The organism is Neoactinobaculum massilliense (assembly GCF_900604955.1).
Taxonomy (GTDB): Bacteria; Actinomycetota; Actinomycetes; order Actinomycetales; family Actinomycetaceae; genus Neoactinobaculum; species Neoactinobaculum massilliense.
In genome coordinates, this window is record NZ_UWPE01000002.1 from 140624 (window position 1) to 160352 (window position 19729).

Here is a 19729-nt window from a genome sequence, read left to right on the forward strand (position 1 = left end):
TCCCGTCCTAGACCTGCCGCCCCACCGAATCTTCTGGCACGCCGTGGATAACCGCGCGTGTTCTCAAAATCCGCGCGATTTTCTTCGCGCCGCGCGGACATTCTGCGTCACAATTCGTGGAAGAATGGGCGATAAGTGAGTGGCGGGGCCGCATGGCGCCGTTGTACCAAAGGAGGTTCGGATGTCTCGCACAAAAGTTTCGCGCAGGGCGGCAGAAAAGCAGGTGAACCGCCTGGTCAAGGCTCTCAAGCGCGTGGTTGAGGTTGAGGCTGCGCAGGCAAAACTGGGTAAGGATCATGGACTGCGTGCCCGGAAGCTGGAACGGCGCGAGAATCAGGCGGTGTCCGCCCTTCGTAGTGCGGCCACGGATACCAAGGATCAGCTCGCCGTGCTGGCGGCTCAGGGCCGCGACGCCGTTGCGCCTGCTGCCGCGAGGGTGGCGGATACCGTGAAGCCGTACGTGGAAAATGCGAAGGATGCCGTACGGCCCTACGTGGAGGATGCCGCAGCGCTGGCCAAGCCATATCTAGATGATGCGGCAACTCGCGCCAAGCCGTATCTGAAGAACGCGAAGGATGCCGTGAGCGGTGCTACAGATTTCCTCAAGCCGTACGTAGAGGACGCAAAGGATACGGTCAAGGATGTAGCAGAGCGCGCGGAAGCAGAGTATCTGCCTCGCGCCAAGCGCGCCCTCAAGTCCGCGCGCCAGGTGGCCACGGAACATGGTGAAGAAGCCGTCAAGAAAGGACAGGAAGTGGTAGCTAAGGGTCAAGAAGTGGCGCTCGAGGGCCTCACCGTAGCAAGCTCCGCGAAGAAGGCCGCCGCACAGGCAGCGAAGTCCGCCAAGGCCGCCACCAAGGAGGCGGCCAAAGCCGCGAAGAAGGCAGCAGCGCCCAAGCCGAAGCATCGTTTCGGCAAAGTAATCGGTGTCAGCCTGGCACTTGGTGGCGTGGCCGCAGCGGCTTATTTCCTCTGGAAGCGCGCCCAGCCCACCGAGGATCCGTGGGCGGATTCCTTCTGGGAGGATGTCGATATCCCCGCTGAGGAAGGAGCCGAGGAAGCGGAAAGTGACAGCGAGCGGCAGCAGGGCGCCCATGCGGCAGGTGCGGGTGAAGCAAACGCCGCGCACTAGCCAGGCGGCCCCCACGGGCCCGTTCGGTTTCCGCGATATCACCAGTCCCGTGGGGCCGCTTCGGCTTATCGCCACGCCGCGCGGCCTCGCTGAGATTGTGTATCTCACGCAGCCGGAAACGGATACAACCGCGGGAACACTGCACCGCTGCGATGCCGAGCTAGTGGGACCCGTACAGCCTGAGGATGCCTACGCGGGTCACGATGGCCTGCGCATTCGCGATGTCCTCGCTCAAGCCGAGACGGAGCTTGGCACCTATTTCGCGGGCCAGCTTAAGCGTTTCTCGGTGCCACTCGACCCGGTACTATCCTCCGGTTTCTATTTGGAGGCGCGGCGGGCGATGTGCCAGATTCCCTACGGCCACGTGGCCAGCTACGGAGAAGTGGCGGCCATGGCCGGCCGGCCGCGGGCGGCGCGGGCCGTGGGTACCGCCTGCGCCCACAACCCGATCCCCATCATCGTGCCGTGTCACCGCGTGGTGCCGGCCTCCGGTGGCATGGGAAGTTACGGCGGCGGTGAGTGGGTGAAAGCATTGCTCCTCACGCTTGAGGGCGTTGCGCCCGACCAGCTGTCCTAGCTCTCCACATAATGTGAGGAGCCGCCACGCAGTGTGGCTGGGCCGGTCCGTCTCCGCGCCGTCCACGCCGCTATGCGGTTGCCGCCGGGAAGTCCGGATCCGCCACATAGTCCCTGATCAGGGGCGCCACCTTCGTCCCGAACAGCTCGATCGACGCCATCTGCTTAGCGTGCGAGAGCCGTCCCATGGACTGTTTAAGGTCAAACCGGGTGGCGCCCAGTGCCTTCATATTCCCGGCAATTCGCCGCGCCACCGTCTCGGGTGAACCCACCATCATGGCGCCGTGGGCAACCTCCTGCTCGTACGCCTCACGGGTAGGCGGGCGCCAGCCGCGCTCCTTGCCCAGACGTGCGTTGGATTCCACGTAGTGCGCGAAATACTCCGTGGCCGCTTCGGCGTCGTTCTCAGCGATATAGCCGGGCGAATGGAAGCCGATCTCCGGCTCACCCGGATTGCCGAGCTGTTTCCACGCCTTGCGGTAGAGGTCCACGAACGGACGGAACCGAACCGGCGGCCCACCGATAATGGCCAGCATGAGCGGGAGGCGATACTTGGCCGCGCGAATCACCGATTCGGGACTGCCACCCACGGCCACCCAGGTTTTCAGCGTGCCATGCTCAATGGGCGGATATATGCGGGTTTCCTTGATGCGCTGAGTGAATTTGGTCCCCGGCCAGGTAACCGGCTTTTTTCCCGCTTTGAGTAGCTCCACGAGCATGGCGAGCTTTTCATTGAATAGCTGCTCGTAGTCCTGCAGCGAATATCCAAACAGCGGGAAGGATTCGATAAACGAACCGCGTCCCACAATAATTTCGGCACGCCCACCGGAGATCGCATCTACTTCGGAGAAACGCTCGAATACACGTACGGGATCATCCGAGCTCAGCACTGTTACCGCCGAGCTCAGGTGTACGTGCGAGGTACGCGCCGCAATGGCACCCAGCACCACCTCCGGTGCGGAGACGGCGAAATCGTCGCGATGGTGTTCGCCCAGGTTGAACGTGTCCAAACCCACCTGATCGGTGAGCACGCCTTCGTCCACGACGTCGCGCACCGTCTGCGCGTACGGAGTGGTACCGCCCCGTCCGTCCTCCGTGACGTCGCCGAATGTATCGATACCAATGCTAATCGGCTGGCTCATACGCTTTCCCTTCTCTACGACGGCGTCCGGTCCGGTATTGCCCGCGGTCACGCGCTACGGGGCCACCCTCTGGGCTGCCTCGCGGCCACGCACCACGTACGACGCCGTCTGGTCGCGAAACCTTCCAGGCACCACGGGTACGCGGCTATTGAGCAAACCTGATACGGCTAGCCGTCAGTATTTGAATTTTCCACTAGTTTCAATTCGGGATTCGTAAGAGTTATTCCCGGGCGGTATGTGGAGGCTAGCGCCGACATGCGGGGACCGAGACACCGACGCGTGTTGCTCCCGACCAACGTGCGGAGACCAGCGCAGGGTAGTGAGCAGTTGCCAGTATGTGGCGGTTTCCCCGGGACGCCCGGAAGCTAGGCCACCACCTGACCAAACAGCATGCCCACCAGGAACGTGAGTGCTAGGCCCAGCGTGCCGCCCACCACCATGCGGATAGTGGCACGGCCCGCCTTTGAATCGCCAATGTGCGCGGAAATAAATCCTGTGGCCGCCAGCGCAAAGATAGTGGCACCAAAGGAGATCACCAACCGCCACCCGATGGGCGGCAACGTCACGGCCAGCATCGGGATAATGCCGCCCGTCAGGAAGGAGAAGAAGGAGGAGATGGCCGCACCCACCGGTGAGACAAGGTCCCGGGGCGAAGCGTCCAGTTCGTTACGCCGAATTGCTTCCATTTCCGCGTCCCGCTGGGAAGATACGGATACGAATTCACCCAGCGCCATCGACACCGCACCACCCACCAGCGCCGCTAGGCCGGCCATAGCCGTCGCCCGGGGAGATGCACTGCCGCCCACCATGCCAATCACCACGGCCGCCACACTCACGATGCCATCATTGGCGCCGAGTACACCCGCACGAAGCCGGTTCATCTTCTCGCTGGCCGATACCTTGCCCTCGTCTACTTCGGCTGTATCCGCCGTTTCATCAAGCACCTCATAGGACTCTGCCATGCATACTCTCCTTGCCGCGCCCTCGGTCGCGGGATTTCACCGCGTGCGGCGCATGCCGCCCGCCCCACCGAGTATTGCCGCTCGTCTGACCCCGCACTAGGAAGGTCACCCTTACTTTGGGAGCACAGCAACGCCTCACTAGCAGCCTGGATCGCCGCCTCAAGGCACCCCTACTTTGGGGACACAGCAGCCGGCCACCTGAACGCATACGGTGACTGCGACCGCGAACAGGCGATAGCCACGGCCCTGGAATATCGCCATCCGCCCCACCGTTAAGACGCACATGACACTCAGCGTGACTGCCGGGACCGCGGAAACGTCAGCGTCGTCCCGAAACTCAAAACCGACGGTGGGACTGATCGGCGTCGGAAAACTAGGAACAGCGGTGGGCCGGCTCCTCGAAGCCGCCGGTTATCCGCTCCTCGCCTGGTCTCGCTCAGATTCGGCGGAGCGAAATCTGGCGCTCTCCGTTATGCTCCCCACGGCTCAGATGGCAAGCCGAGAGGAGATTCTTCGCGCGGACTACCTGATTCTGGCCGTGCCCGGGCCGGCCGCCATGAACCTGGACCTGAGCGGCTATGACGGCGTGATTATTGACGCAACAAACGCGTGGGAGCCCACCGATGGTGATTCGCCCGCGGGCGTTAATACCCGCGCTTTCGCGCAGGCAAATCCGGATCTGCGCGTGGTGAAGACGTTCAATCACACCGCCTACACGGAGCTAACGGCGGACGCCCGGCCCGCGCACGTGCCCGGCCGGCGAGCCCTCGGTGTGGCGGGAGATAACGAGGCAGCGCGGCACGCGGTTGCGAGGATTGTGGACGACGCCGGTTTCGATCCGGTAGAGATGACGCTCCCGCAGGGACACATTCTGGAGCCCGACGGGCCGGTATTCGGTAATCGTTTCGAGCGCGCGGACCTCCAGGCGCTGGTGGACGCTAGTACCGCGCGAGGCTAGCGCAGCGCGTCCGGCACCTGGCCAACGGCGCGGCACAGCTCGGCCCACCACCAGAGATATCCACCAATCATGGTGAGCACGGCCAGCGACGAAATCCACCCGTAGGTAGCCGGCAGGGCGCCGGGGAAGTCAGCAAAGAAGGGTGCAAAGCCGGCGTAAACGAGGAAGCCGAGGGTGGCGAGCGTATAGCTCACCGGCATCCATACGGACGTCCGCCGCTTCCCCAGCGTTCCTAACTGCGTGGTGATCGTGGCGGCCAGCAGGAAAATCCACAGCACGGGCACGGTAATAAATAGTCGCAGCCACGCGGTGCCGGCTGTCACGGGTGTAGCGGCGAGCCTCACCACCATGACGAGGAAGGGATTCGCCATGAGCAGAACCCACGCCCAGTGCCGTACCCGCGACGCGACGACACCGCCCCACCCGGTTTCTTTCGTGGCAGCGGAGGAGAAAGTTCTGGAAAATCCTGCGCGGGAACGAAAATCCTCTGAACGGTATCCGGTGGGTTCCCGGTTCGCGGGATAGAAACCCTCGGTAGATGCGGGCTTTTCCATACGTACGTGGAATGGCGCATCCTCCGAATGCGTAGCGTCGGCTGGATTCCGCCCGCCGTTATTCCCAGCATCATTCTGAAACGTACCGGGGCCGCTAGCAGCAATAATGTCCGCATCACTCACGTCTGCGCAGCGATCATCTGCACCGGGATCCACGCCCTGTGGTCCGCCACCGTAAAACTGCCCCGAATAACTCATGCACCTAATATTCCAAAACCAGTCCCCCTGAGCGTCATCTTTTTCTCACGGCGCACCGCCCTGCCCCGGACACGCCGGCCGGCTGCGCCTCGACGTCGTTGTGCCCGAACCGCCGCTTACTCCCAAGCCACAAAATGTGTGGGAGCCAAGCATTACCCTGAACCTACAAGGCAGCCTGAATGGGCCGTGCCGGCAGAAAGGGGAGAAGATGACAAACGCGATTCTGGCGGACCTGGACGCCACCCGGAGCGCCCGTGAGGAGCTCTACAAGTGGTTCCACCAGCATGCTGAAATCTCCATGCAGGAGGATGAGACACGCGCTCGTATCCACGAGGAGCTGGAGAAGATCGGCTTCGACGTGCAGGAGATCGGCGGCGGCGTAGTAGGCACGTTCCACAACGGTGAGGGTGCCACGGTCATGGCGCGCGCTGATTTTGATGGCCTGCCGGTTCAGGACCAGTCGGGCAAGGACTACGGTGTCCCTGAGCGCACCGTAGTGAACAAGGAAACGGGCGAAACCGTGCATACCATGCACGCCTGCGGCCACGATTTCCACATCACCTCGCTGCTATCCACGGCGGCGGCACTGGTGGCGCACAAGGATGCCTGGTCAGGCACGTTCATCGCGCTGTTCCAGCCGGGAGAGGAGCTGGCGCTCGGCGCGCAGTCCATGGTGGATGACGGCCTGGTGGACAAGGTGGAGAAGCCGGACGTAGTGCTGGTGCAGCACGTCATGTCCATTCCGGCGGGCGCCGTGGAGCTCAAGGCTGGTCCCACGCTCTCCAGTTCCTTCTCCGTAGAGGTCACGCTACCCGGCGCCGGTACGCACGGGTCCATGCCGGAAAAGGGTATCGATCCAGTGGTGCTCGCCTCCAACGTGGTGATGCAGCTGCAGACCATCGTCTCCCGCCGCACGGCTATTTCGGAGCCGGCACTGCTCACGGTGGGTGCTATTCATGCGGGCTCGGTGGCTAACACCATTTCCGATCACGCCACCCTGCTCATTAACACGCGCTCCTACTCGGAGGCCGAATCCAAGCTGCTGCGTACAGAGATTGAGCGCATTACGCGGGCCGCCTGCCAGGGTGCGGGTTCGCCCTCGGAGCCTACGTTCCGCTACTACGCGAACTACCCCCTCACGGTGAATGACGCCGATGCCACCGCCAAGGTCGCTGCATCCTTCCGCGAATTCTACGGGGACAAGTTCATCGATCTCGATAAGCCGCAGTCCGCCTCCGAGGACTTCTCCATTATTCCGAACGCGTTCGGGGTGCCGTACGTGTACTGGATGTGGGGTGGCTTCGAGGATCTCAGCACGGCCTATGGCAACCACTCGCCGTTCTTCGCACCGGACCTCCAGCCCACACTGGACACCGGGCTGCAGAACATCATTGTGGCTGCTTCCAACTGGCTGCAGAAGTAAGGTGCGTGAGAGCTAGCCGGGGTAACGCCCGGCTAGCTCTCGGCCGTGCCCATGATCCAGCCGCGAGCCAGGGAGTGGAAGGTGAGGTTGAAGCCCACCGAGGCCAGCGAGGCGTCGCGTGCCACGCCGAGTGACCGTGCACCCACGGCGTGTACGGCAATGTAATAGCGGTGCTGGTGGTCCCCGGCCGGCGGATTGGCGCCGGTGAACGCCACCGTGCCGCCATCATTGCGGAGCATGAATGCGCCCTCGGGGAGCGTGCCGCCCGCCGAGCCTGCGCCCGCCGGCAGTTCTGTCACGTCCGCCGGAATGTCCACGAGCATCCAGTGCCAGAACCCGGAGGCCGTGGGCGCATCCGGATCAAACATGGATACAGCGTAGGAGCGGGTGCCCTCCGGGCCGGCTTCCCATGCCAAATGTGGGGAAATACTTCCGCCCTGTGCGGTCTGGGCAGCGCCGAGGGGCTGACCGTCCGCAACGTCGTCGGACCATACCTCCAGGTGCGGCAACTGCGGCAGAATTTCATAGGGATTCGGGCCGTACTCACGTTCAAGATTCATGACTCCAGCCAACCACGGTGCGTCGCCGCGCACCACCCGAATGTATCGGGGCGGGCGGCGTCGTTCATCTACTAGCCTGGCGTCATGAGTACGGAAGAGGGCGCGTACCAGGCGCCGGAACAGATGATTATCCCGAACGTATGGCTCAACGGCACCGCGGACGAGGCCGCCCAGTTCTACACCGAGGCGCTTCCCTACACGGAAGTTACGGGGAAGGTGCGCTACCCGGAGGAGGGGCTGCCGGAGTTCCAGCGCCAGTTTGCCGGCACCACCATGACGGTGGACCTCAGCGTGGATGATTGCGCGCTCATGCTCATTAACGGCGACAATTCGCTGAGCCTCACGCCTGCCATCTCCTTCATGCTCAATTTCGACGTGCTTGAATGGGGCACCCCCGAGCGCGTGGAGCAGGAGATTCGCAAGTCCTGGGCCAAGCTCACCGAAGGCGGAACGGTTCGCATGGAACTCGGCTCCTACCCGTTCGCGCGGCTCTACGGCTGGGTGGAGGATCGATTCGGCGTGAACTGGCAACTGAATTTTCTTGATCCCGACGGCGAGGCACGGCCGTTCCTGGTGCCCCAGCTTATGTTTACGGGCGCACAGCCACGGGCGGACAAGGCCGTCAAGTACTACATCAAGGTGTTTAAGAAGGCACTGGCGCACCGGCTTGCCACGTACCGCGGGGTAGTACAGAAGAATCCCGGCGTGAAGGGCGCACTGGCCTACACGGATTTCGTGCTGGGCTCCCAGTGGTTGGCCGCACTTGACGGCGGAGATGCGCATGATTTCGGATTCTCCGGCGGCGTGTCACTCCTAGTACAGGCACACGGGCAGGAAGAAATCGACGCGCTATGGGACGGGCTCTCCGCCGTACCCGAAGCCGAACAGTGCGGCTGGTGCCAGGATAAGTACGGCCTCACCTGGCAGATTGTTCCGGACAACATGGGGGAGCTCATGGCTCGGCCGGGCGCCTACGAGCACATGATGCAGATGAAGAAGCTGGTGATCGCGGACTTCTAGGCGGGTCGGTCCGGGGTAGGGTGCGCAGCGTGAGTACTTCCGTCACCCCGCCCATTTCCATCATGTTTGCCTGCCGCCAGAACGCCGGCCGCTCTCAGTTGGCAGCGGCCATCGCGCGGTCACTGGCCACCCCCGGCATCACCGTGCGCTCCGCGGGCACCGAACCCGCGGCGTCGCTCCATCCGGCTGTGCTGCAGGTTCTCACCGAACGCGGCCTGACGCCCGATCATGAACCCCGCCTGCTGGCGCCGGAGGACGTGGAGGCTTCGGATTGGGTCATCACCATGGGCTGCGGAGAAACCTGCCCGATCTATCCCGGCAAACACTATGAAGACTGGGATGTGCCCGATCCGGCCGGTCAGCCCGTGGCGCGAGTACGCGAGATTGCCGCAATCATTGAGGAGCGCGTCCGCGATCTGCTCACTCGGATATAAGTCCGGCCTCTCGCGCCCAACCGGGCCGCTACTCGCCCACCATGCGGTGCACGTCCAGCACCCGGTCCAGCTCGGCCTCGCTGAGCACGGCCCCGGACCCACCCGTTCCCGTCAATCCCAGCGCCACCGCGGCTTCCCGGACCGTGACGCCCCGGGTCAGGGCGTACTTGGCGACGCGCGCGGCGGCGTCGTACCCAATCACTTTGCTGAGCGGGGTGACGATAGCGCTGGAGGAGGCCGCGTAACGCTGGCACACCTCCGTGTTCGCGGTTATCCCAGCCACGCAGCGTTCGGCCAGCAGCGCGCATACCCGTCCCAGAATGGTGATGGACTCCAGCAGGTTCGCGGCCATGACGGGCAGCATCACCAGGAGATCGAAATTGCCCTGAGCGCCGGCGAAGGCGATGGTGGTGTCGTTACCAATCACCTGTGCGGCCACCTGCACCGCCGCCTCTGGGAGCACGGGATTAACTTTCCCGGGCATAATGGAGGAGCCCGGCTGAAGGTCCGGCAGATTTATTTCGTGAAGGCCGGCGCGGGGGCCGGAGCCCATCCAGCGCAGGTCATTGGCAATTTTCACCAGAGAAACGGCCACCGTGCGCAGCGCGCCCGAGAGCTCCACCAGCGCATCCTGCGCACCCTGGGCCTCAAAATGGTTCCTTGCCTCCCGCAGCGGCAACCCGGTGGCCGCGGCAATGAGTTCGATGGTGCGCGCAGCAAAGCCGGCCGGCGCATTGAGCCCGGTACCCACGGCTGTCCCGCCCAGCGGCAGCTCGGCCAGGCGCGGTAGCGCGACCTCGACCCGCTCAATCCCATGACGCATTTGCGCCGCGTGCCCGGAGAATTCCTGGCCGAGCGTGATGGGCGTGGCATCCATGAGATGGGTGCGCCCGGCCGTCACCACGCCGCGTAGCTCGGTCGCTTTTGCCTCCAACGCGTCCGCCAGCCGCTTCAGTCCGGGCATGAGCACATCCTGCACGGCCTGGTAAGCGGCGATATGGATGGAACTGGGGAACACATCATTGGAGGACTGTGAGGCGTTCACATGATCATTCGGATGGATGGGGAGGCCGGAAGCGCGCGCCGCAATCCGCGCAATGACCTCATTCATGTTCATGTTCGACGACGTTCCCGATCCCGTCTGGAACACGTCCACCGGGAATTCGGCGTCATGCCGGCCGGCGATCACTTCCTCGGCCGCCGCCACAATCGCCGCCGACTGCGCCTCGCTCAGCACGCCTAATTCTCGATTTGCGATCGCCGCGGCCCGCTTGATCTGGGCGAGCGCTACGATATGGCTGGGTGCCAACCGTTTCCCCGAAATGGGGAAGTTTTCTATCGCGCGCTGCGTCTGGGCTCCCCATAGTGCGGCCGCGGGCACGCGCACGTCCCCCATCGTGTCATGCTCAATGCGAAATTCTTCAGCCATATGTGCCACGCACCCACGCTACCCCGGGCGCGTTCCGTTGTACGACGACGTCGTTCCAGTAGGAGTAGCTCACGAAACTTTGAGGTTGGTCCGACGAAACCAGATGCAGAGATATCACGCCGGCCGTTCAAGCAGCGAAACACTGTGGAGCTAGCGGGATTCGAACCCGCGACCCCCTGCTTGCAAAGCAGGTGCGCTACCAGCTGCGCTATAGCCCCCTACGCGGGATCCGGGACCTGATGCCACGCCGCCAGATCCTGCGTATGCAGCTGGACGGAGAAAATCACCAGGTAAATCGCAATACCGGCGGCGCCAAGGAGCATCAACTTCTTCATGCTCTTGCCTCCACCCATACTCGATCACCCCACGAAGAGTGGGCCTAGATGGACTCGAACCATCGACCTCTGTCTTATCAGGACAGCGCTCTAACCAACTGAGCTATAGGCCCGCGGACTCAGATACTTTATCCCAATGGCTGCTGCTTTGCCACTCCACTAAAGCGCGACTCGACTCACATTTCCGCCGTCCGCGCCGGACCCCGCCCCACTCGCGCACCAACCCCTGCCCGCACCGGACCCTGCTCGCACGTCAGGCTGGCACGCCGCACGCGCACCGGACCCGCCACACGCCCCACCGCATGCCACATCCCGCGCGCATGCCCTCCGCCACACAGGAGTAGCATGTGTCACATGACAGTATCCAATGTTGCAAGTGTTGGTTTTGGTGTAATCGGGCAGTCCTGGGCTCGACTGTTCCTGACGCATGGTCTGCATGTGACCGTATTTGATCCTCGCCCTGATCTGGCGGATGTTGTCGCGGCCACGGAGAAGGCGGCGGGCGTGCCCGCGGGCACGATCACTATCGCTCCCACCGCAGAGGCCGCCGCCAAGGACGCGGACTGGGTGCAGGAGGCGGGTCCGGAGAACGTGGATTGGAAGCGCGAGACGTTCGCCGCCATGCTCGGCGCGGCCCCGTCCACGGCCATCATCGCCACGTCGTCGTCTGCTATTCCAGCCACTCTGATTGCGAAGAATCTGGACGACGCCGGAGCGGCTCGCGTACTGGTCGGCCATCCGTTTAATCCGCCGCACGTCATGCCGCTGGTTGAGGTGGTGCCGGGGGAGCGCACCTCCGAGGAGGCCACGAACGCGGCACTAGAGTTCTACCGCGCCGTTGGGAAGAGCCCCATCCGTATTAATAAGGAAATCCCGGGCTTTGTGGGTAACCGGCTCCAGATTGCGATCATTCGCGAGGCAGTATCCCTGGTGCAGGCCGGCGTGATCACCGCCGAGGATCTCGACACCCTGGTAGAAACATCCATTGGTACGCGCTGGGCCGCCGTGGGTCCGTTCAAGGCATTCCATCTGGGCGGTGGGCCGCAGGGCCTCGCCCACCTGGTGGAGCATGTGCTGCGCAACCTTGATGAGATGGCCACGCCGCTTCCCTATGATTTCAGCGCCGAGGCAATGAAGCCGCTGCTTGATTCTGTCAACGACGCCTACGGCCTCCCGCCGAAGCCAGAAATCGCTGAGTTCCGTGACGCCGTCCAGGAGGCCACGCTCACGGCACGCGCCGAGGCAGCCAAGAAACTGAAGTAGTAACCACATACTGATTGGGGGTGCGTGCAGACGCGCCCCCAATTTGTACCGGCTCACCGGAATATTTACTTGATGCCGGCCCAGCAGGATCGCCAAGGCCGGCATCGTACTACTCGTCTGTGACGGTAATGTGCACGCCACCCACCAGGGAGGCAAACAGGTTGTAGATGAGGGCACCAAGCGCGGTGAGTGCGGTGAGTAGGACCACGTCAACAATGGCCACGATCACAGAGAAACTCACCCAGCGGCCGAACTGCAGATACTGACCCGCCTGAAGTAGTTGCGCGTTATTGAGTGTCTCTAGCAGATCATTAATGGACGAGAACACGTGCATCCCATCCAGCACCAGCCACACCAGGATGGTGGCGATGATAAACATGAGCCCGAACGCCACGGACAGTAGGAACCCAAGCTTAAGCGCGGAGAGCGGATCAATCTTGGAGATAGTCATCCGAACGCGCCGAATGCCCACGGCCCGCTTCTGAGGCGGCTGCGGCACGCGCGTTTCGGGGCGGCGCGGCCCACTGGTGGCCCGCATGGGCGCAACGTCTTCGCTCATTGTGTGTCCTTTCCGGTCAGACCGTTTAAGCCTATCGCGCAGAACGCTCTCCGGCCGCCCGCCACACGTGATCACACAGCCATTCTTCAGTGGCGACGACGCCGTCCGCCCCGCCCGCTTCGCTTCTCGCGGCAACGGAAAGCCTCAGTCGGGCGCCCATCCCGAGCGCCCGGCACCCGGCTACTCCGCGCTGTTTGCCTCCGCATCCGCGGCACTGTCGGCTTCAGCGGTGCCCGCCTCGGCATTCTCCACGCTGGCTTCCGCGGTGCCCGCTGCGTCAACCTCGGCTTCTGCACCGGCCTCCGCATCCGCCTCGGCCTCGATGGCCGCCTCCGTATTAACGGCCACGTCCACGATGTAATCGCCGTCGGCCGGGCGTACAAAGGTGACACCCTGCGTATTACGCCCGGTGGTGTTCACTTCGGCCACGTTGGTGCGCATCACCTTGCCGGAATTCATCACCACCATGATTTCCTGATCGCCCTCGGTGACCAGCGCACTCACCAGCTTGCCGCGCTCCTCGGTCAACTTGGCAACCTTGATGCCCAGTCCGCCGCGGCCCTGCCGGCGATACTCCGCCTCCGGCGTGCGCTTGGCGAAACCATGCTCGGTCACCACAAACACGTCTGTCCCGGGCTTCACCACGTCCATGGACAGCAGGCAATCATCCCCACGGAACTTCATGCCCGTCACCCCGGAGGTGGCGCGCCCGGTGGGACGCAACGCGTCGTCGTCGGCGGTGAAGCGGAGTGACATGCCGTCCCGGCTTACCAACAGGAGATCGTCCTCAGCGTTGACCAGCCGGGCGGACACCACTTCATCCGTGGTGCCATCCGGAAGTTCGCGCAGCTTGATGGCAATGAGGCCTCCCGAGCGCGGCGAGTCAAAGTCGGCCAGCCGCGTCTTCTTTACCAGACCGCTCTTTGTGGCAAGTACCAGGTAATCGGCGTCGTTGTAGGAGGAGATGGAGATGTGGCCGGTGGGGCGCTCACCCGGTTGGAAGACCATAAAGTTCGCCACGTGCTGACCCTTGGACTCGCGCGAACCCTCGGGGATCTCGTAGCCCTTGGAACGATAGACGCGCCCCTGATTGGTGAATACCAGCTGCCAATCATGGGTGGAGGCGATCACCAGCTGGTCGATCGCATCATCCGCGCGCAGCGAGGCACCCTTGATGCCCTTTCCGCCGCGGTGCTGCGAACGATATTCGGATACCTTCGTGCGCTTGATGAACCCGGACGTGGTGATGGTGATAACCACGTTTTCCTCCGGGATAAGATCCTCCACGCTCATCTCACCGTCATAGGGGAGGATCTGCGTCCGGCGCTCATCCCCGTACTTATCGGTGATCTCCTGGAGTTCGTCGGCGATGATGCCGCGCTGGCGGTCCTCCGAGCCCAGAATGGCCCGATAATCATCGGTGAGCGCCTTCTTTTCGTTGTACTCATCGGTGATTTTCTGCCGTTCCAGGGCTGCCAGGCGGCGCAGCTGCATCTCCAGAATGGCATTGGCCTGGTCCTCGTCAATATCCAGCAGCGCCATGAGGCCGGTGCGCGCCACATCCACCGTCGCGGAGGCGCGGATGAGAGCAATGACCTCCTCCATCGCGTCCAGCGCCTTGAGATAGCCCTCGAGAATGTGCATGCGCCGGAGTGCTTCGGCCAGCCGGTAGTTGGTGCGCCGCCGAATCACGTTCATCTGGTGATCCACCCAGTGCCGCACAAAGCCGTCCAGCGAGAGCGTGCGCGGTACGCCGTCCACCAGCGCCAGCATGTTGGCCGGGAAGTTGTTCTGAAGTTGCGTGTGCTTGTAGAGGTTGTTGAGGACCACCTTGGGCACAGCGTCCTTTTTGAGGACGACGACGATGCGCTGCCCGGCCCGCCCCGAGGTTTCGTCACGAATATCCGCGATACCGGAGAGGCGGCCGTCCTTGACGCCCTCCACCATGCGGTCGAGGAGCCGGTCCGGGTTGACCTGGTAGGGGAGATCCCCAATCACCAGGCAGGTGCGCCCATTAATCTCATCCACTTCCACGTTGGCGCGCTGCACAATGGATCCATGCCCGGTCCGGTACATGTCCTCAATGCCCTTGGTACCCAGGATGGTGGCACCGGAGGGGAAATCCGGCCCCTTAATGCGAAGCATGAGTTCGCCCAGTAGTTCTTCACGGGACGCATCGGGATGCTTGAGGTACCACTGCACGCCGTCATTGACCTCACGCAGGTTGTGCGTGGGAATACGCGTGGCCATACCCACCGCGATGCCCTCGGAACCGTTGACCAGGAGATTGGGGAAACGCGCGGGGAGCACCGTGGGCTCCTGGAGGGAGCCGTCATAGTTCGGCTCGAAGTCCACCGTGTCCTCTTTAATGTCCCGCACCATTTCCATGGCGAGCGGGGCCATGCGGGCCTCCGTGTATCGGGGTGCCGCCGGCCCGAGATCTCCGGGGGTGCCGAAGTTGCCCTGCCCGGCCACCAGCGGATACCGCATGTTCCACGGCTGCGCCAGGCGCGCCATTGTGTCATAGATGGCGGCGTCGCCGTGTGGGTGATAGTGCCCCATCACGTCGCCCACGATCTTGGCGGATTTGGAGAAGGAGTTATCCGGGCGGTACCCGCCGTCATACATTGCGTAGATGACGCGGCGGTGCACCGGCTTCAAGCCATCACGCACGTCGGGGAGGGCACGCCCCACAATCACCGACATTGCGTAGTCCAGGTAGGACGTCTCCATCTCGCGCTGGAGATCTACCTCCGTAATTTCGCCGCCGTTATAAACCTCGGCGTCCTGTTCTGCCATTCTTCCTCAATCCCTCGCGTCCCACGGTTGGGGCCGCCGGCCCCGTTCCTCGTCTCGTTCCAGCTCACCGAAGCATCCGGCTATTCGAAGCCCGGGAGTGCCACCCGGAGTTCGGCCCGCCAGCAGGGCTCGCCGCTTCGGCGTCGTCCCTCGCGTCCTTAAATGTCCAAGAACCGTACGTCATGTGCGTTGCGCTGGATGAAACCACGCCGAGCATCGACGTCCTCACCCATGAGCACGGAGAACGTTTCATCCGTGGCCGCAGCTTCGCCGATAGACACCTGCTTGAGCGTGCGATTATCCGGATTCATCGTGGTGTCCCACAGCTCCTCCGGGTTCATCTCACCCAGGCCCTTGTAGCGCTGGATGCGCTGCGTTTCCTCCTTCGGCAGGCGCCATCCCTTTTCTTTGCCCTCCGCTAGCACCTCATCACGCTCACGGTCCGAGAACACGTAGGAGTGCGGCGCGTTCGTCCACTTGATGCGGTAGAGCGGCGGCATGGCCAGGTATACGTGGCCGGCCTCAATGAGCGGACGCATGTAGCGGTAGACCAGCGTGAGCAGCAGCGTGGAAATGTGGGCGCCGTCCACGTCCGCATCCGCCATGAAGATGATCTTGTAGTAGCGCAGCTTGGCCATATCGAATTCGTCGCCAATGCCGGTGCCAAACGCGGTGATCAGGCCCTGAATGGTGTCCGAGGAGAGCGCCCGGTCCAGCCGCGCCTTCTCCACGTTGAGGATCTTGCCGCGAATCGGCATGATCGCCTGGTGCATGGGATCGCGTCCGTTCACCGCGGAGCCGCCGGCGGAATCACCCTCCACGATGAATACTTCGCATTCCTCCGGATTATTGGAGGTGCAGTCCTTCAGCTTTCCCGGCATGGACGCGGATTCCAGTACCGTCTTGCGGCGGGTGGCCTCACGCGCCTTGCGGGCGGCGTTGCGGGCGGCGAATGCCTGGTCGGCTTTGCGAATGATTGCCTTCGCGTCATTCGGGTGCGCGTCCATCCAGTCCGTCAGGTAGGCGTACATCTGCTGCTGCACGAAGGTGCGCGCCTCCGTGTTACCCAGCTTCGTCTTGGTCTGGCCCTCGAACTGCGGGTTGCCCAGCTTCACGGAGATGACGGCGGTGAGCCCCTCGCGAATATCCTCACCGCTCAGGTTCGGATCCTTATCGCGAATCAGATTGTGATCACGTGCGTACTTGTTGACCACGGACGTGAGGGCAGAGCGGAAGCCCTCCTCATGGGTACCGCCCTCCGTGGTGTTGATGGTGTTGGCGAAGGTGTAGATGGATTCCGTATAGGACTCCGTCCACTGCATCGCCACCTCCACCTCGATCTGCTTTTCGGCATCCTCCGCCTCGAAGTAGATGACGTCATCGTTGACCGTGTCCGAGCGCTTGGTGGTGTTGAGGAACTTGACGTAGTCCAGCAGACCGCCGGAATACACGTAGCTGATTTCCGGCCCGTTTTCGACGACGCCGTCACCGGTCACCTCGTCGCCTTCCGGGGTGGCACCCTCGCGTTCGTCACGGAGGGTAATCCGGAGGTTCTTGTTGAGGAAGGCCATCTGGTGGAAGCGCTTGCGCAGTGTTTCAAAATCGTAGTGGGTGGTTTCGAAGATATTCGGGTTAGCCCAGAACGTTTGCGTGGTGCCGGTTTCCGTGGTGGCCTCGCCACGTTCGAGCGGCCCCACGGGCACGCCATTTTCGAAAGCAATGCGCCACACGTAGCCGTCGCGCCGTACTTCCGTTTCCATGCGGGTGGACAGTGCGTTCACCACGGACACGCCGACGCCGTGGAGGCCACCCGATACCGCGTAGCCGCCCTGCCCGAACTTTCCGCCGGCATGCAGCACCGTCATCACTACCTCGACGGCCGGGCGATGCTCGGTGGGATGCTCATCCACGGGGATGCCACGGCCGTTATCGGTGACCGTCACACCACCATCCCGGCGTAGCGTCACTTCAATGTGCGTGGCGAAACCGGCCAGCGCCTCATCAACCGAGTTGTCCACTACCTCGTAGACCAGGTGGTGGAGGCCGCGTTCACCGGTGGAGCCGATGTACATGCCCGGGCGTTTACGGACGGCTTCCAAGCCCTCCAGCACGGTGATATTTGAGGCGTCGTACTCCTGATCCTTCGCCACCCGGCCTACCTGGCGCTCGCCCGGGTGATCGGCCATAACCACGTGCTCATCGGCCGCGGGGCCTCCCGTCACCGTGGCATCCGCACTGGATACTGCGTCCGGCTGCCCGGAGGCCTCCGGCGTATTTTTGGCCGCATTGATATTCTCAGAATCCGACACGCTCAAGTACTCCTCATTCCACGGCCCGCCCGAATGCTTCGCTAGTTGCCCGCTAGAGCCGCGATGGACTTCAGTGGTAGGTACCTACCACAAACTAACCATCATTCATTCTAGCGCAAAATGGCTACATTTTCAGCTAGATACCGCCATTTCCCGGGCCCTCATGATATGAGAATTATCGCCGCGTTACCCGTAGGTATCTCGCGGACCGCGGCTGGGCACAGAAAACAGCCCGTGCTTCCACGAGCGTTGATCGGGTCCCTTCACCACAATCTGCTGCACCGTATCCTCGCCCACTTCTTCGCGCAGTCGCCCCTCCAGGGTGGCCAGCAGCGCCTCGATCTGCACCTTCCACGAGGTAGAGGAGGTACGCAGGGTGAGCACGTGGTCCGCAAAGGATTCCACCCTGCAGTTTCTGGCCACGTTCGGCCCCACAATCTCCGGCCAGCGCGCACTCACGCTCGCCATGTCTAGGTTCTGCCCCCACCCACGGTCACGCACCACCCGCTCCAGCAGCATCCGCAGCGGATGAGGATCCCGGCTGGAAGGGCGCGGCCCGGAACCAACGTCACCCCACCCCGGACCGGGGGATACGACGTCGTCGCCCAGAGGTTCCGCATCCGCGCGTTCCTGCTCCAAGCGCCGTACGGCTTCGCCGGCCGAGGGGCGCCGCGTGCGAATATCGCCACGCCGGAACGCCGCTTCACGCTGCATGTCGAGAAGACGAAGCGGCAGAATGTCACCGTTCTTGCGCGCTGCCTCAAGGCGCGCCTGCTCGATTTTACTCATTGCGCGCGTCCTCATTACCCAGCGGCGTCACCGTGCCGGAGCGCACCAGGAAGCGATCTCCGCTGAGTTCGGCGGGCAGATCATCGCCAACAGCCTGGGTGACCAGCACCTGGTCGGCCTCGCGCACCAGGTGGGCAAGGCGCTGGCGCCGGCGCGCGTCCAGCTCGGCGAACACATCATCAAGAATGAGAATGGGCTCGCTGCCACCCGCCCACTGTCCGGAGGCATCCGTGCGTAGTAGCTGCCAGGAGGCCAGCCGCAATGCGAGCGCGAAACTCCACGATTCGCCGTGGGAGGCGTAGCCCTTCGCGGGCAGGCTGCCGAGCGCAAGCCGCAGTTCATCGCGGTGGGGACCCACCAGGTTGACGCCGCGCGTCACCTCGTCTTCACGCCGCTCGGTGAGCAGGTTGGCAATGCGCTGTTCGCAGGCAGCGGCATCTTCAAGTTCACGCTCGTGTGCGGCAATGAGCGCCACCGGACCGGCCTGAGAATCCGAGTCCGAGGCAGCGAGATGTGCGGCGTCGTCATCCCAATCGGGATCACCGGCGATCGCCTCCGGAGCCGGTAGCGTAAATGCCCCCCGATCGGTATTCGCCGCGTAGTCAATGCGCGCGCGGGCGCTATTGCCACTCACCAGCGCGTAATAGTGCCGTACAAAGGGGCGCAGGCCGGCCACAATGCGCGAACGAGCCGACACAATCTGACCCCCCAGGTGCGCAAGCTGCTGATCCCACACCTCCAGTGCCGCAAAATCTAGCCGCGCCCCGCGCCGCCGTGCCTTCTGCATGGACTTAAGGAGGGCGCCCCGCTGGCGCAGCACGCGGTCATACTCGGATTTGACACCGGCCAGACGGGGACGCAACTGCACCATGATCCCGTCCAGGAAGGCGCGCCTCCCCGCGGGATCCCCGCGTACCAGGTCCAGATCCTCCGGGGAAAAGAGCACCGTACGCACGATCCCCAGAATTTCCGCTGGCCGCGCGTGCCCGCGGTTGATACGGGCACGATTGGCACGCCCGGCGAAAATCTCCACCTCCACGGTGGTGGCAGACCCTCCCGTAACCACGCGAGCCTGCACCACCGCCGCCTGAGCTCCCTGGCGAATTAACGCCGAATCGCTGGAGACGCGGTGCGAACCCAACGTTGCCAGGTAATCCACGGCCTCCACGATGTTTGTTTTGCCCTGCCCGTTTTCACCGATAAACGTGGTGATACCGGGATGAAGCTGGAGAATTTCGCGGTGGTAATTGCGAAAATCAGTGAGCGCCAGGTTGGAAACGTACATCC

At 63.2% G+C, this 19729-nt stretch carries 17 protein-coding genes and 2 tRNA genes; 7 read left to right on the plus strand and 12 right to left on the minus strand.

Annotation, left to right across the window (positions count from 1 at the left end):
- The first annotated feature begins 181 nt into the window (after positions 1 to 181).
- Complete coding sequence (locus EIH27_RS06955; protein WP_124040275.1) at positions 182 to 1132, plus strand: hypothetical protein; 951 nt, start codon at positions 182 to 184, stop codon at positions 1130 to 1132.
- On the plus strand, positions 1095 to 1709 hold the full coding sequence (locus tag EIH27_RS06960) for a methylated-DNA--[protein]-cysteine S-methyltransferase (RefSeq protein ID WP_164461638.1): 615 nt from the start codon (positions 1095 to 1097) through the stop codon (positions 1707 to 1709). Before EIH27_RS06955 ends, EIH27_RS06960 begins: the two co-directional genes overlap by 38 nt.
- Before the next feature lie 70 nt (positions 1710 to 1779).
- Here EIH27_RS06960 and EIH27_RS06965 read toward each other — a convergent pair whose 3' ends face one another.
- Positions 1780 to 2850: an LLM class flavin-dependent oxidoreductase gene (locus EIH27_RS06965; protein WP_124040277.1), complete on the minus strand. Its 1071-nt coding sequence runs from the start codon at positions 2848 to 2850 to the stop codon at positions 1780 to 1782.
- Between the two features lie 365 nt (positions 2851 to 3215).
- The gene (locus EIH27_RS06970) at positions 3216 to 3812 is read right to left on the minus strand and encodes a VIT1/CCC1 transporter family protein (protein WP_124040278.1); all 597 of its coding nucleotides are present in this window, start codon (positions 3810 to 3812) and stop codon (positions 3216 to 3218) included.
- A 283-nt stretch (positions 3813 to 4095) separates the two neighbouring features.
- Here EIH27_RS06970 and EIH27_RS06975 point away from each other — a divergent pair, with 283 nt between their 5' ends.
- The gene (locus EIH27_RS06975) at positions 4096 to 4770 is read left to right on the plus strand and encodes an NADPH-dependent F420 reductase (RefSeq protein WP_124040279.1); all 675 of its coding nucleotides are present in this window, start codon (positions 4096 to 4098) and stop codon (positions 4768 to 4770) included.
- On the opposite strand, the gene EIH27_RS06980 is transcribed toward EIH27_RS06975, so the two are convergent.
- Positions 4767 to 5522, minus strand: coding sequence for a hypothetical protein (locus EIH27_RS06980; RefSeq protein WP_124040280.1), 756 nt, complete (start codon positions 5520 to 5522; stop codon positions 4767 to 4769). The genes EIH27_RS06975 and EIH27_RS06980 overlap by 4 nt on opposite strands.
- Positions 5523 to 5730: 208 nt before the next feature.
- Between EIH27_RS06980 and EIH27_RS06985 the strand changes: the two genes are divergently transcribed.
- Positions 5731 to 6945: an amidohydrolase gene (locus tag EIH27_RS06985; protein ID WP_124040281.1), complete on the plus strand. Its 1215-nt coding sequence runs from the start codon at positions 5731 to 5733 to the stop codon at positions 6943 to 6945.
- Positions 6946 to 6977: 32 nt separating this feature from the next.
- Here EIH27_RS06985 and EIH27_RS06990 read toward each other — a convergent pair whose 3' ends face one another.
- Positions 6978 to 7505, minus strand: coding sequence for a YbhB/YbcL family Raf kinase inhibitor-like protein (locus EIH27_RS06990; protein WP_124040282.1), 528 nt, complete (start codon positions 7503 to 7505; stop codon positions 6978 to 6980).
- A gap of 84 nt (positions 7506 to 7589) precedes the next feature.
- Between EIH27_RS06990 and EIH27_RS06995 the strand changes: the two genes are divergently transcribed.
- Both EIH27_RS06995 and EIH27_RS07000 read left to right on the plus strand, forming a co-directional pair.
- Positions 7590 to 8525: a VOC family protein gene (locus EIH27_RS06995; protein ID WP_124040283.1), complete on the plus strand. Its 936-nt coding sequence runs from the start codon at positions 7590 to 7592 to the stop codon at positions 8523 to 8525.
- A gap of 29 nt (positions 8526 to 8554) precedes the next feature.
- Positions 8555 to 8959, plus strand: coding sequence for an arsenate-mycothiol transferase ArsC (locus EIH27_RS07000; RefSeq protein ID WP_241153019.1), 405 nt, complete (start codon positions 8555 to 8557; stop codon positions 8957 to 8959).
- A 28-nt stretch (positions 8960 to 8987) separates the two neighbouring features.
- On the opposite strand, the gene EIH27_RS07005 is transcribed toward EIH27_RS07000, so the two are convergent.
- The 3 genes from EIH27_RS07005 to EIH27_RS07015 form a co-directional block, all read right to left on the minus strand.
- The gene (locus EIH27_RS07005; protein WP_124040424.1) at positions 8988 to 10388 is read right to left on the minus strand and encodes a class II fumarate hydratase; all 1401 of its coding nucleotides are present in this window, start codon (positions 10386 to 10388) and stop codon (positions 8988 to 8990) included.
- A 145-nt stretch (positions 10389 to 10533) separates the two neighbouring features.
- A tRNA-Ala gene (locus EIH27_RS07010) sits at positions 10534 to 10606 on the minus strand.
- 156 nt (positions 10607 to 10762) lie between these two features.
- Positions 10763 to 10836 (minus strand) — tRNA-Ile (locus EIH27_RS07015).
- A 241-nt stretch (positions 10837 to 11077) separates the two neighbouring features.
- Between EIH27_RS07015 and EIH27_RS07020 the strand changes: the two genes are divergently transcribed.
- Positions 11078 to 11986 carry a 3-hydroxyacyl-CoA dehydrogenase family protein gene (locus EIH27_RS07020; protein ID WP_124040284.1) on the plus strand — a complete coding sequence of 303 codons (909 nt, stop codon included), beginning with the start codon at positions 11078 to 11080 and terminating at the stop codon, positions 11984 to 11986.
- A gap of 109 nt (positions 11987 to 12095) precedes the next feature.
- On the opposite strand, the gene EIH27_RS07025 is transcribed toward EIH27_RS07020, so the two are convergent.
- From EIH27_RS07025 to recF, 5 genes are all read right to left on the minus strand, one after another.
- Positions 12096 to 12545, minus strand: coding sequence for a DUF3566 domain-containing protein (locus tag EIH27_RS07025; protein ID WP_241153020.1), 450 nt, complete (start codon positions 12543 to 12545; stop codon positions 12096 to 12098).
- A 180-nt stretch (positions 12546 to 12725) separates the two neighbouring features.
- Entirely contained in the window at positions 12726 to 15344 is a 2619-nt protein-coding gene (gene gyrA, locus EIH27_RS07030) for a DNA gyrase subunit A (protein ID WP_124040285.1), read from the minus strand.
- 158 nt (positions 15345 to 15502) lie between these two features.
- Positions 15503 to 17530 (minus strand): DNA topoisomerase (ATP-hydrolyzing) subunit B, encoded by a 2028-nt coding sequence (gyrB, locus tag EIH27_RS07035; RefSeq protein WP_124040426.1) that lies wholly within the window; start codon positions 17528 to 17530, stop codon positions 15503 to 15505.
- A 309-nt stretch (positions 17531 to 17839) separates the two neighbouring features.
- A complete protein-coding gene (locus tag EIH27_RS07040; protein WP_124040286.1) occupies positions 17840 to 18442 on the minus strand; it encodes a DciA family protein in 603 nt (200 codons plus the stop codon).
- A complete protein-coding gene (recF, locus tag EIH27_RS07045; protein WP_124040287.1) occupies positions 18435 to 19727 on the minus strand; it encodes a DNA replication/repair protein RecF in 1293 nt (430 codons plus the stop codon). Before recF ends, EIH27_RS07040 begins: the two co-directional genes overlap by 8 nt.
- Positions 19728 to 19729 lie beyond the last annotated feature (2 nt).